The organism is Prosthecobacter sp. (assembly GCF_044232965.1).
Classification (GTDB): Bacteria; Verrucomicrobiota; Verrucomicrobiia; order Verrucomicrobiales; family Verrucomicrobiaceae; genus Prosthecobacter.
The window spans coordinates 24,286-37,777 of the sequence record NZ_JBIIKX010000062.1 but is presented as its reverse complement, the minus strand read 5'-3'; the positions used below and the strand labels follow the sequence as shown (position 1 = coordinate 37,777).

The 13,492-nt window shown below is 60.8% G+C and carries 13 protein-coding genes; 10 read left to right on the top strand and 3 right to left on the bottom strand.

Annotated features, from left to right (window positions below; translation table 11 throughout):
• From ACILSI_RS20765 to ACILSI_RS20745, 5 genes are all read left to right on the top strand, one after another.
• Nucleotides 1-777 (top strand): creatininase family protein, encoded by a 777-nt coding sequence (locus tag ACILSI_RS20765; RefSeq protein WP_395723830.1) that lies wholly within the window; start codon nt 1-3, stop codon nt 775-777.
• Nucleotides 774-1,694, top strand: coding sequence for an ABC transporter permease (locus tag ACILSI_RS20760; protein ID WP_395723829.1), 921 nt, complete (start codon nt 774-776; stop codon nt 1,692-1,694). The genes ACILSI_RS20765 and ACILSI_RS20760 overlap by 4 nt, the downstream gene beginning before the upstream one ends.
• The gene (locus ACILSI_RS20755) at nt 1,691-2,560 is read left to right on the top strand and encodes an ABC transporter permease (protein WP_395723828.1); all 870 of its coding nucleotides are present in this window, start codon (nt 1,691-1,693) and stop codon (nt 2,558-2,560) included. Before ACILSI_RS20760 ends, ACILSI_RS20755 begins: the two co-directional genes overlap by 4 nt.
• 82 nt (nt 2,561-2,642) lie before the next feature.
• Nucleotides 2,643-2,975: a hypothetical protein gene (locus ACILSI_RS20750; RefSeq protein ID WP_395723827.1), complete on the top strand. Its 333-nt coding sequence runs from the start codon at nt 2,643-2,645 to the stop codon at nt 2,973-2,975.
• A gap of 103 nt (nt 2,976-3,078) precedes the next feature.
• Complete coding sequence (locus tag ACILSI_RS20745; protein WP_395723826.1) at nt 3,079-4,713, top strand: peptide ABC transporter substrate-binding protein; 1,635 nt, start codon at nt 3,079-3,081, stop codon at nt 4,711-4,713.
• A 9-nt stretch (nt 4,714-4,722) separates the two neighbouring features.
• Here ACILSI_RS20745 and ACILSI_RS20740 read toward each other — a convergent pair whose 3' ends face one another.
• Complete coding sequence (locus tag ACILSI_RS20740; RefSeq protein WP_395723825.1) at nt 4,723-6,210, bottom strand: C39 family peptidase; 1,488 nt, start codon at nt 6,208-6,210, stop codon at nt 4,723-4,725.
• Nucleotides 6,211-6,268: 58 nt separating this feature from the next.
• A complete protein-coding gene (locus ACILSI_RS20735; protein WP_395723824.1) occupies nt 6,269-7,579 on the bottom strand; it encodes a glucose-1-phosphate adenylyltransferase in 1,311 nt (436 codons plus the stop codon).
• 121 nt (nt 7,580-7,700) lie between these two features.
• On the opposite strand from ACILSI_RS20735, the gene ACILSI_RS20730 reads away from it, so the two are divergent.
• From ACILSI_RS20730 to ACILSI_RS20710, 5 genes are all read left to right on the top strand, one after another.
• A complete protein-coding gene (locus tag ACILSI_RS20730; RefSeq protein WP_395723823.1) occupies nt 7,701-8,666 on the top strand; it encodes a c-type cytochrome domain-containing protein in 966 nt (321 codons plus the stop codon).
• A gap of 20 nt (nt 8,667-8,686) precedes the next feature.
• Entirely contained in the window at nt 8,687-9,211 is a 525-nt protein-coding gene (locus ACILSI_RS20725) for a peroxiredoxin (protein ID WP_395723822.1), read from the top strand.
• 161 nt (nt 9,212-9,372) lie between these two features.
• A complete protein-coding gene (locus tag ACILSI_RS20720; protein WP_395723821.1) occupies nt 9,373-9,954 on the top strand; it encodes a helix-turn-helix domain-containing protein in 582 nt (193 codons plus the stop codon).
• A gap of 79 nt (nt 9,955-10,033) precedes the next feature.
• Nucleotides 10,034-10,291: a hypothetical protein gene (locus ACILSI_RS20715; RefSeq protein ID WP_395723820.1), complete on the top strand. Its 258-nt coding sequence runs from the start codon at nt 10,034-10,036 to the stop codon at nt 10,289-10,291.
• 62 nt (nt 10,292-10,353) lie between these two features.
• The gene (locus tag ACILSI_RS20710) at nt 10,354-12,843 is read left to right on the top strand and encodes a glycosyltransferase (RefSeq protein WP_395723819.1); all 2,490 of its coding nucleotides are present in this window, start codon (nt 10,354-10,356) and stop codon (nt 12,841-12,843) included.
• On the opposite strand, the gene ACILSI_RS20705 is transcribed toward ACILSI_RS20710, so the two are convergent.
• Nucleotides 12,840-13,478: a TVP38/TMEM64 family protein gene (locus tag ACILSI_RS20705; RefSeq protein ID WP_395723818.1), complete on the bottom strand. Its 639-nt coding sequence runs from the start codon at nt 13,476-13,478 to the stop codon at nt 12,840-12,842. The genes ACILSI_RS20710 and ACILSI_RS20705 overlap by 4 nt on opposite strands.
• Between the last annotated feature and the right edge of the window lie 14 nt (nt 13,479-13,492).

Genomic DNA, 13,492 nt, shown 5'->3' with positions numbered 1-13,492 from the left:
ATGAGTCCTAGACCCTGGATCATCGCCGAAACAAATTGGAAGCACGTCAAAGCCACGCGCTATGAGGTCGCTATGCTGCCGTGGGGAGCCACGGAGGCGCACAACTGGCACCTGCCTTACGCCACCGACTCGCTGCAAAACGATGCCATCGCCGCCGAGGCAGGCCGCATCGCCTGGGAAGCGGGTGCGAAGGTCGGCATCCTACCGAACATGCCCTTTGGGGTGCAGACCGGCCAGCTGGATGTGCCGTTCTGCATCAACATGAATCCCACCACCCAAATGATGGTGCTGGAAGACATCATCTCCAGCCTTGAAGGCGTCGGTGTGATGAAATTCGTCATCATGAACGGCCACGGCGGCAACGATTTCCGCCAGATGCTGCGTGAGCTGCAAGCCCGGCACCCGAAGATGTTTCTCTCCACCGTCTCGTGGTTCAATGCGGTGAAAGGCGACGACATCTTCGACATCGTTGGGGATCATGCGGATGAGCGCGAAACCAGTTTGATCATGCATCTGCATCCTCATCTGGCGCTGCCTAAGACTGAATGGGGAGTCGGCACTGACAACCGCTGGAAGCTGAAAGCCATCAACGAAAAATGGGCCTGGGCGCAGCGTGCATGGACGAAGGCCACGAACGACACCGGCAGCGGTGATCCCCAGCACAGCACCGCCGAGAAAGGGAAACGCTACTTCGAGGCGCTTGGAGCCAAGATCGCCACTTACCTCATCGAACTCGCCGCCGCAGACATCGGCGATCTTTACGAGAAGTCGAAATGATCCGCTTCCTCGTCAGCCGCATCGTCCAAGGGCTTGTCGTGATCTTCGCGGTGATCACGATCACATTCACGCTGTCGAAGCTGGTGCCAGGTGGCGCGGTGAGAAACGAGCGCAACGTCACCGAAGAGGCGCGGAAAGCGCAGGAGGAGTATTACGGCCTGAACAAGCCGTGGATCGTGCAGCTCGGTCTGCAACTGAAGCATTACGTCACGCTGGATCTGCCCGACTCGTATCACTACAAAGGCCGTGGGGTGGATGAGATCATCGCTTCTGGGTTTCCGGTGTCTGCGGCGGTGGGTGTGGCGGCTTTGCTCATTGCGCTGGTCATCGGCGTGCCGCTCGGAGCGCTCGCCGCGCTGCGGCCAAACACGCTGGAAGATCGCGCCAGCACGTTCGCGGCGACGCTTGGCATCTGCACGCCCAGCATGGTGCTGGGGCCGCTGATTGCGATGCTGTTTGGCCTGAAGCTGCGCTGGTTCAATGTCGCGGGTTGGTTTGACTCCTCCGATTGGGTGCTGCCTGCGCTCACGCTCGGCATCATCTACAGCGCTTACATCGCACGACTCACACGCGGCAGTTTGCGCGAGACGCTGGCGCAGGAGTTCATCCGCACGGCGCGGGCGAAAGGATCGAGCGAAACTTCGGTCGTATTCTTGCATGCCATGAAGCTCGCCAGCCTGCCGGTGCTCAACTACCTCGGTCCAGCGGCGGCGGGGCTGCTCACCGGCTCGTTCATTGTCGAAACGATCTTCCAATTGCCCGGTCTCGGCCAGTTTTTCATCGCAGCGGCGACGAACGGCGATCATCAGCTCACGATTGCCATCTCCACTTTTTACGCGGCGCTTATCGTTGGCTTTAATCTCCTCGTGGACATCCTCCAGGCTGTTCTGAACCCTCGCATCCGGCTCCAGGCATGAGCAGCACGCCCCAACATAGCCTTTCCCCAATGCGGGCCGCGTGGCAGCGGCTCATGCGGCAGCGTTTGAATGCGTGGGCGTTTTGGTTTCTCGTCGTGCTCGTGGTTTTGTGTGGCGTCGGGCCTGAACTCTCGCCATACGATCAGTCGGAGCAGAATCTCGAGCTCAAGGCCACGAATCCGAGCATCGCGCACTGGCTGGGTACCGATCCTCTCGGGCGTGACATGCTCACGCGCATCCTGCACGGCGGGCGCGTGTCGCTAGAGGTCGGTTTGCTCGCTACGGCGGTCGCAGCGATCATTGGTGTGTTTTACGGCATGGTTTCCGGCCTCGCGGGTGGTCGCATCGACTCAGCCATGATGCGCATCGTGGACATCCTGTATGCGTTTCCTTTCATCAACTTCGTCATCTTGCTCATGGTCATCGTCGGGCGTGAGTTCTGGCTCATCTTCGTGGCGATTGGAGCGGTGGAATGGCTCACGATGGCACGGGTGGTGCGCGGGCAGGTGCTCGCGTTGAAGAATCTTGAGTTCATCATCGCCGCACGAGCGAGCGGCGCGGGCTTCTGGCACATCGTGTGGAAGCATCTGCTGCCGAATGTGACGGGTCCGGTCATCATCTACGCCAGCCTAACCGTGCCCGGCGTGATGCTGCTGGAGGCCGCGCTGAGCTTTCTCGGCCTCGGCATCCAGCCGCCGGATGCGAGCTGGGGCGTGCTGATTCGTGAAGGCGCGAACTCCATGGAGACCTATCCGTGGCTACTGCTGTATCCCGGCGTCTTCTTCTCTGCCACGCTGCTGGCGCTCAACCTGCTCGGCGATGGATTGCGTGATGCGTTCGATCCGAAGTCGATGTCGCAGCAGTAGCCGGAAAATATTTTCAAGATGGCTGAATAGGCGCGGCGCGGCCTCGTCACAAAGTGCGGAAACAAATTCCACACACACACTCATGAAAGCCATCCTCTCTCTTGTCGCTGCCGCCGCTGTTCTTGGTTTTGCAGCTCCCTCCACCGCCAAGGCCGATCATGCCTGCGGCAGCGGTGCCACCCGTGTCGTCGGCTACACTTCCTGCGGCACGCCGATCGTCGCCGTGTATCGCATCGTCGGCTACGACCACTGCGGCCGCCCGGTCGGCCAGTGGGTCACGCTGCCTCCGCAGCAGCCAAACTATGGCTACAACCCTGGCTACAGCGGTCACGCGGGCCACAGTTACAGCGGTTACCGCCCTTCTTACAGCCGCCCGCGCAGCGGCGTCAGCTTCAGCTTTGGTTTTGGCAGGTAGTAGCGCCAGAATCTGAGTTTTGAAAACCCCACGCGGCCCCGCCTGTGCACGGCGGGGCCGTTTTGTTTGCGGACGCGGGGCGCTTTGTGCCATGGTGGGCCTCATGCGCTGGCTTGTTCGTGTTTTCATTCTCCTCATCGCCCTTGGCGGCATCGCGTGGTTTCATCATCACCGCACGCACCGGCCCACGCGTGTCGATGAGGCGAATCGAGACGGCATCCTGCTCATCGGCAACGGCTCCGAGCCTGCCACGCTGGATCCTCAGCTCGCTAGCGGCCAGCCGGAGCACCACATCTTCCACGCGATCTTCGAGGGCCTCGTCGCCCCGCTGCCAGAGAATCCTGATGGCGACGGACCCGGTGCCGCCGTGTCCTGGACACATGAGAATTTCACCACCTGGACCTTCAAACTTCAACCGAATGGCCGGTGGAGCGATGGCACGCTGGTGACGACCGCTGATTTCCTCTACGCTTACCAGCGCATCCTCACCCCGCAGCTCGGGGCCGACTACGCGGCCATGCTTTACCCGATGCTGAACGCCGAAGCGTATCACACCGGCAAGTTGTCAGACTTCTCACAAGTCGGCGTGAGGGCGCTCGACTCCCACAAGCTGCAAATCACGCTCAAAGGTCCCGCCCCCTACCTGCCGAGCATGCTGAAGCACTACTCGTGGTTCCCCGTGCCAAAGCATGTCATCGAGAAGCACGGTAAAATGGATGACCGCGGCAACACCCGCTGGACGCGCCCCGCCAACATGGTCGGCAACGGTCCCTTCAAGCTCAAGAGCTGGCGGGTGAACCAGACCATCGAGGTGGACCGCAATCCGCACTACTGGGACGCCGCGAGCGTCAAACTCAACGGCATCGTCTTCCTCCCCATCGTCAGCGACACCACGGAAGAGCGTGCTTTCCTCGACGGTCAGCTTCACGTCACGCTCACGGCGCCACTCTCGAAGATTCCCGGTTACCGCGAGAGCAAAGCGCCCTTCTTTCACAGCGATCCGCTTCTCAGTGTTTATTTCTACCGCTGCAACGTCACGAAGAAACCCTTTGATGATCCCAAGGTGCGCCGAGCGCTCGCGCTGGCCATCGACCGGGAGAGCATCACACGCAACATCCTCCGCGCCGGGCAGAAACCCGCCACAGGCCTGACACCGCCGGGAACGCTGGCCGAGTATCACACGCCGGATCTCATGCGCTTCAATCCTGACGAGGCCCGCAAACTTCTCAGCGAGGCGGGCTTCCCAGATGGCAAAGGTTTTCCGACGTTCGACATCCTCATCAACACCAGCGAGGCGCATCGCTCGCTGGCAGAAGCTGTGCAGGCCATGTGGAGGCAGCACCTCAACATTCCCGCCCGTGTGTTGAACCAAGACTGGGGTGTGTACCTCGAATCTCAGCGCAAACTCGACTTTCAGGTCTGCCGTGCCGCCTGGGGGGGCGACTATCTTGATCCTTCCACCTTTCTGGCGATGTGGCAGACCAACGACGGCAATAACAACACCGGCTGGAGCAACTCTCGCTACGACGAACTCATCCAACAGAGCTTTAGCGAAGGTGACGCCGCCAAACGTCTGCAAATCTTGAATGAGGCTGAAACCCTCGTCCTCACCGAGGCCCCGATCCTGCCCGTGTATTGGTACACACACTCGTATCTGATGCGTCCCGAGGTCAAAGGCCTGCTGCCTTCGCTACTGGATCACCGCTGCTACAAGGCGGTGAGGCTGGTTCCTCAGTGATCCGACGGATCAGAAGCCCACGACGTAGAAACGCCCGTCGGAAACCTGCTCGGCTTCCTGAAGCGTGATCCAGCGTTCCTTGAAATCGTCACCCCAACTGTCGCTGAAGGCCATCTCGTTGGTGTCCTTGTTGTAGCCGATGATGAGGACAATGTGGCGGGTGTCCTTGTCCTTGGGCAGGGAGTTGGTCGCAGCCTCAGCAGTGACTTTCGCCCGCCAGGCGGCCCAGTCGGTCACGGTTTTGCGCTCTTTGGTGCGCTTGTTGGCAGTGTCGTTGAAGCCTTTGGTGCTGCACAGGGTCCACATGACGGGCAGCCCTTTGTCAATGTATTTGGCGATCTCCTTGATCTTCAGTTCGCTCTCCCAGGAGTCAAACGAGCGGCGCTTGCTGCGAATCTGTGCAGCCATGCCCGTGAGCATCATATCGACGTTCGTGCCGCCGCCAAAGCCGGTCTGTCCGGCGTTGGCGAGGATGTACATGTCCGCCGGGATGCCGAGGTAACGCATGCTGCGCTCGGCCGTGGCGGGGACGCAGTAGCCTTTGGGGCCTTGATCGACCATCGGGATGTCACTGATGACGACATCACCGCCCTCTCGCTTCTCCAGATTTGCCAGCGCACGGGAGCGGATGATGGTGTCGTTCACGCTCTCCACCTTGCCACCGGCGTCCGCGAAGGCGGAGGTAACAATCTGGATGCCGACATATTCACCCTCGGCCTCGGCGAGCAGGATGGCATGCCCGCGCCAGTCCCAGCGCTGCATGTTCATGCGTCCGGCTTTCTCACCAAAGCGCTCTTTCTGTGGCGCTCCGAGTTGTTTGGAAAGTGTCGCCGAGATGGCCGCCAGATCTTTGTCCATGGCCTTTTTGACGATCATCGCGGCTTGGGCGGGCGGCGTGTCCTTATCAAAGTGCATTTCACCACTGCCACGGGCACTGAAGAGATCGCCCTTATTGGCAAAGACGAGCGAGAAACCGGTGACCTTGTCGTTTTCGGCATACATCGCCACGGAGAAGGGATGAGCGCCGAACATGAGATAGTCCTCCTTGGTGTAGGAGCGGTAGCTACTGGAGGTTTTGGTCTTGGACTCAGGCGGGATGCCGAGCTTCTCCGCGATCTCAGTGGCGGATGCGGTCCAGAGCGGCGTCTCACCAAACAACGACTGGCCGACGGCTTCATTCACCACCGCAGGCTCCAGTTTGTCATTCGGACCCGGTTTGTAGGCTGTGGCCGCCACGGGAGCGGCCGTCGTAGGGGCCAAGGTGGCGGCGGCCTGTTTGATGTAGGCCTGGTCTGCGGCGGAAAACTGGGTGACAGCCAAGGTGAAGCGCTGCCCAGTCGCCATTTCGATCGTGGCGTTCACGCCCTCCACACCGACAAGTCTTGCCTGGATGGCTTTGCCTGAGGCGTTGGTGAAAGTACGGAGTTCAGACGACTGTCCGCTCGTTTGAGCCAGAGTCAGCAACAGGGCTAGAAAAACACAGGTCGGGTGCTTCATGGCGGCGTTTGTAGCGCAGCCACCTGTTTTTGTGAAGCAAGAAAATGGTGCTCCCCCCTTAGATCCACGTCCCCGCCGGGATCACCGCGTCTTTGGGCACGCAGACGATGCCGTCGCGGATGTAGTAGTTCTCAGCATCCATCTCGCTGGGCTTGCCTTCCGGGGTGATGACGACGTTGTCGCCAATGTGGACATTTTTGTCGATGATCGCACGTTCGATGCGGCAATTCCGACCGATGCCAGGCGGCGGGCGGCTGAGATCGGTGCCGACGGCCCCCGCGTAGAAGTCCGCCCCCATGATGATGCTGTCGCGAATGGTGGTGCCAGCCTCGATTTGCGAACGCACGCCGATCACGGCGGTCTCGATATGCGCGTCGGTGAGGATGCAACCATCGGCCAACAAAGCCTCGCGGATGGTGCCACCGTTGATCTTGGTGGCGGGCAGGGCGCGGGAGTGGGAGAAAATCGGTGCCGTGGAGTCAAAGAAGTCGAACTGCGGCACCAGTTTGCAGAGGTCCAGGTTTGCCTGGAAGAAGCTGCGGATGGTGCCGATGTCTTCCCAGTAGCCGTGGAAGTTATAGGCATGGACACGGCGATCCTTGATCGCCGTTGGGATGATGTGCTTGCCGAAGTCGTTGTGGGTGTTGTCCAGGCATTCCTCCAGCACCTTGCGGTTGAAGATATAGATGCCCATGGAGGCCTGGTACTGCGGCTCGGAGGTGTCGAGGCCGAGGCTGCGCAGGGTTTCTTCCGGCATGCGCAGATTTTTGAGCACGGCGGGGTCTTTCGGCTTCTCGACGAACTCATGGATGCGGTTGTCCGTGTCAGCGCGCATGATGCCGAAGCCGGTGGCGTCACGAGCGTTCACCGGCAGCGTGGCGATGGTCAGGTCCGCTTCACTGGCGATGTGCTGGCGCATGACTTTGCGGAAGTCCATGCGGTAGAGTTGGTCGCCACTGAGGATGAGGAAGTAATCATGCCCGCCTTCGAGGAAGTAGCGCAAGTTTTGCCGAACGGCATCGGCGGTTCCCTGGTACCAGCGCTCGCCATCCGGCGTCTGTTGCGCGGCAAGCACCTCGACAAAGCCACGCGTGAACTGGTCAAAGCGGTAGGTGCGGGAGAGATGGCGATTCAGCGAGGCGCTGTTGAACTGGGTGAGCACATACACCTGTCGCAGGCCGGAGTTGATGCAGTTGCTGATGGGAATATCGACAAGGCGGTACTTGCCTGCCAGCGGCACGGCCGGTTTCGCACGGTTTTGGGTCAGCGGAAAGAGCCGGGTGCCCGCCCCGCCGCCCATGACAATGGCCAGCGTGCTGCGGCGGAGAAGCGAGTCGGCCTCGACCTGGGAGGATTGAATGGTGCTCATGCGGGTGAAAATCTGTGATGTATTTCTCTGCAACAAGACGGACAGGCAAGCGTTATCCCTGCGCTATTTTGGCGGGAGACGCGCTCCGCCGTGTTTTTCTTTTATCACCCCTACCAACTCCATGTCCACCTCTGTGTGCCGTCCTGCGTTTTTTATCATCGCCTGCCTCAGCGCCACCGCCGCCCACGCCGCGGTGAGTTTTGAAAAAGACCTGCTCCCTTTCCTCACTAAGAAGTGCATCGAATGTCATAAGGCTCCCTATGAGGAGAACGGCAAGAAGAAGGAGCCCAAGGCCGGTCTCCGCCTCGACGCCTCCTGGGCCATCGTCAAAGGCAGCGAGAACGGACCAATTCTCACTGTTGGAGCGCCGGACAAGAGTTCCATCTACGAATCGGTCATGCTGCCGAAGGACGACGACGGCCACATGCCGCCCAAAGGCGATGATCTGACCAAGGAGGAGATCGCGCTGCTGAAGAAGTGGATCGAGGAGGGCGCCGACTTCGCCGGCTGGATCGGCAGCACCCAGGGCATGCCCGCCGGTGCGGCCACCGAACTGGCGAAACCCTTCAAACCCCGCGAGCACGATCTCTTCTTCGCCGCGCTCGAAAAAGAGGTGAAGCCGCTTTCCGATGACGTTCTCGCCAAGGCCAAGGCCGCCGGAGCCCAGGTGGCACCCGTGAAGGTGGAAAGCCCGCTGGTCCGTGTCGATTTCCTCACCGGTGTCTCCAAGTGCGATGATGCAAAAGCCGCCGCCATCCTGCCGCTCAAGGAAAACATCGTGCAGCTTGATCTGGGCCGCACGATCATCACCGACGCCGCTTTGAAAACCATCGGCCAGCTCCCGCGCCTTGTCTCGCTCGACCTGCGCCAGACCAAGATCACCGACGCCGGCCTGGAATCACTCATCGGGCTGAAAAAGCTCCAGTCCCTCAACCTCTACGGCACCGAGATCACCGACGCTGGATTGAAGCACCTCGCCAAGATCAAGAGCCTCAAAAATGTTTATCTCTGGCAGTCCAAGGCCACCAAGGCTGGCGTAAAACAACTCGCCTCTGCCATTCCTGGCCTCAAAGCCAGCGTCGAATAACCCAACCTGCTCGTAATCTCATGAAAATACGTCTCCTCATGCTCACCGCCTTGTTCAACGCTCTCTTCGGCATCGCCAGCGCCGGCGAAGGTGAAAAAGTCAGCTACGACGCCCCCGCCGTCTCCGGCGTCAATCAAGACGGTGCCACCGTCAACTTTGCCGACGTGTACAAAAAAGGCCCCACCGTCGTCTTCTTCTACCCGAAGGCTGACACTCCCGGCTGCACCAAGCAGGCCTGCTCTTTGCGCGATGCCTTTGCCGATCTCAGCAAAGGCGGCGTACAGGTGCTCGGCGTCTCCTTCGACAAGCCGGAAGCGCAGAAGAAGTTCAAGGACAAGTTCACGCTGCCCTACGACCTCATCGCCGATCCCGAAGGCAAGATCGCCTCCGCCTTCAAGGTGGAGAAGATGGTCAAAGGGCTCCTGAACCTTGCCAAGCGCAGTTGTTTCCTCGTCAAAGACGGCAAGGTCATCTGGCAAGACTACCAGGCCAGCACCGACCAGCAGGCTGCCGACATCAAGCGTGTGCTCGGTGAGGCGAAGTGAGTCTTGGGCTTCATTGTTTTCTGCAAATCTCACCGGAGGCCGTCCTCGGCCTCCGGTTTTTTGTCCACAGACGTCATTCTCCAGGTGCTGCTCCTCCGGCTTTGTAAAAAATATTTCATCGCAAGCGGTGTCAAAGCTGTCACAGTGCCGATACCAAAACCATGACGACCTCATTTGGACAACTGCTTACTGCGGCGCGTGAAAAACGCGGGTTGTCGATTGCGGACACCGCGCATGAAACGCGCATTCCCGCGCAACGCCTGCGCTATCTTGAGTCGGGGAATTTTGCCGCCTTCGGCAGCATGACTTACGCGCGCTCCTTCATCCGCCAGTACAGTGATTTTTTGGAAGTGGACGCCACCGCCATGCTCGAAGAGCTGCCTGAGGGCGCGCTCGGAGGCGAGCGCGACTATCGTTATCTCACCCATTCCCACGGCGCATGGTTGCGGGATCGTGCGGCATCTCCTGAGCGCGTCACCGCGTCGTCCTCTCGTCGGACACGTTCCATCAAGTCGCCGCTGCCAGCCGCGATCGCGGTCTTTGTGCTCATTCTTGCCGGCACGGCCATCTGGGGCATGCATGTGATGGAGTCTCAGCACCAGATCGTGCCTGGGGCGCTGAAGGCGCTTCCCTTGGTGGAAGATAAAGAAATGCCGGTCGTCCAAGGTGCGACATTGCCGGTGACAGCGGCACAGCCAACGAAGCAGGTCATGTCCGTTCGTAAAAACACGCTGGTGGATTGACCTCATGCCTGCCTCCGAACCTCCTCCCTCAACACGATCCTCCGGCTGGCTTGAACCAGTTCTCTGGTCACTCGCTTTAGTGCTAGCCATCACGGTGGCCGCCTGTGTGAATGACACAGCGCGTGAGATCACGCTCCAGGGCGCCGCTTACCTGTTTGCCTTCGTCACCACCCCGTTTCTTCTTGAGGCTTCCGCAGCCTTCATTGGCATCTGTGTTGTCTTTGCCATCAATGGCCGCCGCATCGCCAAAGAAGGAGATGGCTGGGTCGTGATGGAGGTGAAAAAGCCCGATGAGGCTAAGCATGAGCCTGCGGAGCCGCAGGAAAAGGCGGGCTGAGGCGCAGTGAAGTTGAATCCGGCTGGCCTGCGGCACGTCCCTGCTTCAACATCCGCTCCCGAATGAGTCCTGCCACACCGCCTGCCCATGCCACACCCGCGAATCTCGCGGCGCGTGTTGTCACGGCGGGAAAATTTCTCCAACTTGCCGGTGGCGCGCCGTTTTTCATGCGCGGAGTCAGTTACGGGCCGTTCAAGCCGAACTCGCGCTCGGAGCCTTTTCCTGAAGACGCTCAACTTGCCTCCGATCTGCGCCACATCGCCTCGCTCGGCTTCAACACCGTGCGGATTTACGAGCTGCCCACGCCTGCGATGCTGCGTGAGGTCGAATCCAACGGCTTGCGGCTCATCGTCGGCATTCCGTGGGCCGAGCATGTCGATTTTCTCTCAGACCGCGCGCTGCGGCATGAAATTGAGCAGCGCATCACGGAAACCACCTCGCGTTTGCGCGACCATGCTTGCATCGCCGCGTTTCTCGTCGGCAACGAGATCGAAAAAACGCTCGTACGTTGGATGGGGCCGGAGCGTGTGCGTGATTTCATTGAGAAGCTGATCCGCATCGCCCGTGAGCAGGCACCGCAGACGCTTGTCAGCTACGCCACCTATCCTTCCACCGAGTACCTCGTGCCGCGCAACGCGGACTTCCTCGCGGTGAACGTCTATCTTGAGTCACGCGAGGCGTTTTCCGCCTGCCTCTCCCGGCTGCAAAATCTCGCGGGCAACAAGCCGCTGCTCATCACCGAGTTCGGGCTCGATGTGAACGCGCATGGCGCTGAGAAACAAGCCGAGGTCATGCGCTGGCAGCACGACTGCCTGCTGCGCGGCGGCACCGCTGGCGGCGTGTGGTTCGCTTACACCGATGAATGGCATCGCGGCGGGCAGGAAGTCACCGGATGGTGCTTCGGCATCGTCGATCGTGAGCGCAACGAGCGGCCCGCATGCGGTGCGGCGCGTGGTTTGCCCGCGCAACTGCCCGCGCCCGCAAATCCACCGCGCTTCTCGGTCATCGTCTGCACGCGCAACGGCTCCGCCACGCTGCGCCCCTGCCTCGAATCACTGCTGGCGCTGCGTTATCGCGATTTCGAAATTCTGGTGATCGACGACGGCTCCAGCGATGCCACGGCGCAGATCGCGCAGGGTTTTGATCGCGTAAATTATCACCGTCAGGAACATGCCGGGCTCAGTGTGGCAAGGAATCTCGGCGCACAGCTCGCCACTGGCTCGATTCTGGCCTACACCGACGATGACTGCATCGCGCATCCCGACTGGCTGCTGCATTTGAGCCATGCATTCACCGAAGCTCACGTCGTGGCTGCTGGCGGGCCAAACATCCCGCCACCGCCGCGCAATCGCATCGAACGCGTGGTCACCGCAGCGCCTGGAGCACCCGCGCATGTGCTGCTGAATGACACCGAGGCCGAGCATCTGCCCGGCTGCAATCTGGCGATCCGCAAAGACACGCTCGATCGCATCGGCGGCTTCCGCGCTGAGTTCAAATCCGCCGGTGATGATGTGGATGTCTGCTGGCGGCTGCGGGAGCATGGCACGCTGCGCTTTGTGCCAGGCGCGATGGTCTGGCATCACCGCCGCTTCACCGTGAAGGCTTATTTGAAGCAGCAGCTCGGCTACGGACATGCCGAGGCCTTGCTGATGAAGGCCCATCCAGGACGTTTCGGCCCGTTGGGTGGCGCACGCTGGCGTGGCGGCATCTATGGCGACCAGCTTCCCGCCGATCACCCCGTCGAAGGCAGCATTTTTCACGGTTCCTTCGGGCTGGGCGCTTTTCAGGTCATTTATGCCTCGTCGTCGTTTCGATGGTGGGAACATTTCACCGGCGTGCTGTGGATCGCGCTGCTGCTGGCCGCGCTGGCCTGTCAGCAGTTCGAGTTAAGCGCGGGCTTCGTTTTGTTTGCCGTTTGGGCCGCATGGCGGGTCAGTTCGCGTGCGTCATCGCGGCCGGGAGATCGTCCGTTGTTGTGGTGGCTGAGTTTGATGCAGCCTATGGTGCGCGAATGGGCTCGGCTGCGCGGCATGAGCACGCTCGGCGCACGTCCGAGCCGCCGCCCTGTGCTGCCGGAGATCATTCCGCCCGAGATGCCGCACAAGAGAGCGATCACGCTCGGCACGCTGCGTTTCTGGAGTGAGACGGGCGTCAGCCGCGACGCCTGGCTGCATGAGATGCGTCGCACGCTCAAAGCCGCGCACATTCTCCATCGTGAGGACGACGGCTGGCGCTGGTTTGACATCGAGGCCTGGCCGTGGGCGTCTGTTTCTCGCGCCTGGCTCAGCGTGACCGAGTATCACGGCGAAGGCCGCTGTTTGACTCGCGTTCGTTGCATCCTGCGCGTGCGGCGCGGCTTTGGCTGGAATTTTCTTCTGTGGTTCGTCATCGGCGGCTTGATGATCACAACGCGACACATGCTCGTGGTTGGCGTCCTTGGAGTCGTTGCTGCCGCCGTTTGGGTTCCGGTCGCGTTGTGGCTTGCACGTTGTGAGATGCAAAAGCACGCCCGCGCCGCCGCCCAGGCTGCTGGTTTGCAGGAGATGCGTTAGCGTTTCAAAACACGCGCCGCTGCCACCCATAGCAACACAGGCACGAGTCCGCTCAGCGCGATGGCCCAGCCTGGTTGGCTGTGACCGAGATGACCGATGGCCGCGAACGCAAATCCCGTGGGAACCGAGCCGCAGGCCAGCGCTGGCAAAAAAACACGCCGCCGCATACGAGACAGGCCCGCGAGACAGGCCACCGCCTCCGGCAGCACCGGCATCCAACGTGATAGAGCTACTAACCAACCGCCGCGCTTCTCAAAGATCTCCTCGCCGCGTCGCAAACCCTCTTCTCCGGCAAGATACAGCGCTGCTCTACGCCCGAGCCAGCGGCAGGCCGCATAGGCGATGATTCCAGACAGCATCGAGCCAGCCGCACAGATCAAACCACCCATCCACCAGCCATACATCCAACCCAAGGCCGACATGACCACCGTCGAGGGCACCGGCAGCACGATGTCCGAGACCAGCAGTGCAATCCCCGCCGCCCAGGCCCACGAGCCGTAGCCTTCCATCCACTTCCGCGCGCCTTCCAGGCTCAGCACCGAGTCAAACCACGCGCCCCAGATCACAAACGGCACGATGATGCCCGCCAGGATGACGAGGATCAGCAGAATGAGCGAGCGGTTGCCACGGGTCATGCGCCAACACAGCA

What these genes read in the sequence shown, in the direction of transcription:
- ACILSI_RS20765 (WP_395723830.1), top strand. Translation starts at nt 1, where the DNA reads ATGAGTCCTAGACCCTGGATCATCGCCGAAACAAATTGGAAGCACGTC.
- ACILSI_RS20760 (WP_395723829.1), top strand. Translation starts at nt 774, where the DNA reads ATGATCCGCTTCCTCGTCAGCCGCATCGTCCAAGGGCTTGTCGTGATC.
- ACILSI_RS20755 (WP_395723828.1), top strand. Translation starts at nt 1,691, where the DNA reads ATGAGCAGCACGCCCCAACATAGCCTTTCCCCAATGCGGGCCGCGTGG.
- ACILSI_RS20750 (WP_395723827.1), top strand. Translation starts at nt 2,643, where the DNA reads ATGAAAGCCATCCTCTCTCTTGTCGCTGCCGCCGCTGTTCTTGGTTTT.
- ACILSI_RS20745 (WP_395723826.1), top strand. Translation starts at nt 3,079, where the DNA reads ATGCGCTGGCTTGTTCGTGTTTTCATTCTCCTCATCGCCCTTGGCGGC.
- ACILSI_RS20740 (WP_395723825.1), bottom strand. Translation starts at nt 6,210, where the DNA reads ATGAAGCACCCGACCTGTGTTTTTCTAGCCCTGTTGCTGACTCTGGCT.
- ACILSI_RS20735 (WP_395723824.1), bottom strand. Translation starts at nt 7,579, where the DNA reads ATGAGCACCATTCAATCCTCCCAGGTCGAGGCCGACTCGCTTCTCCGC.
- ACILSI_RS20730 (WP_395723823.1), top strand. Translation starts at nt 7,701, where the DNA reads ATGTCCACCTCTGTGTGCCGTCCTGCGTTTTTTATCATCGCCTGCCTC.
- ACILSI_RS20725 (WP_395723822.1), top strand. Translation starts at nt 8,687, where the DNA reads ATGAAAATACGTCTCCTCATGCTCACCGCCTTGTTCAACGCTCTCTTC.
- ACILSI_RS20720 (WP_395723821.1), top strand. Translation starts at nt 9,373, where the DNA reads ATGACGACCTCATTTGGACAACTGCTTACTGCGGCGCGTGAAAAACGC.
- ACILSI_RS20710 (WP_395723819.1), top strand. Translation starts at nt 10,354, where the DNA reads ATGAGTCCTGCCACACCGCCTGCCCATGCCACACCCGCGAATCTCGCG.
- ACILSI_RS20705 (WP_395723818.1), bottom strand. Translation starts at nt 13,478, where the DNA reads ATGACCCGTGGCAACCGCTCGCTCATTCTGCTGATCCTCGTCATCCTG.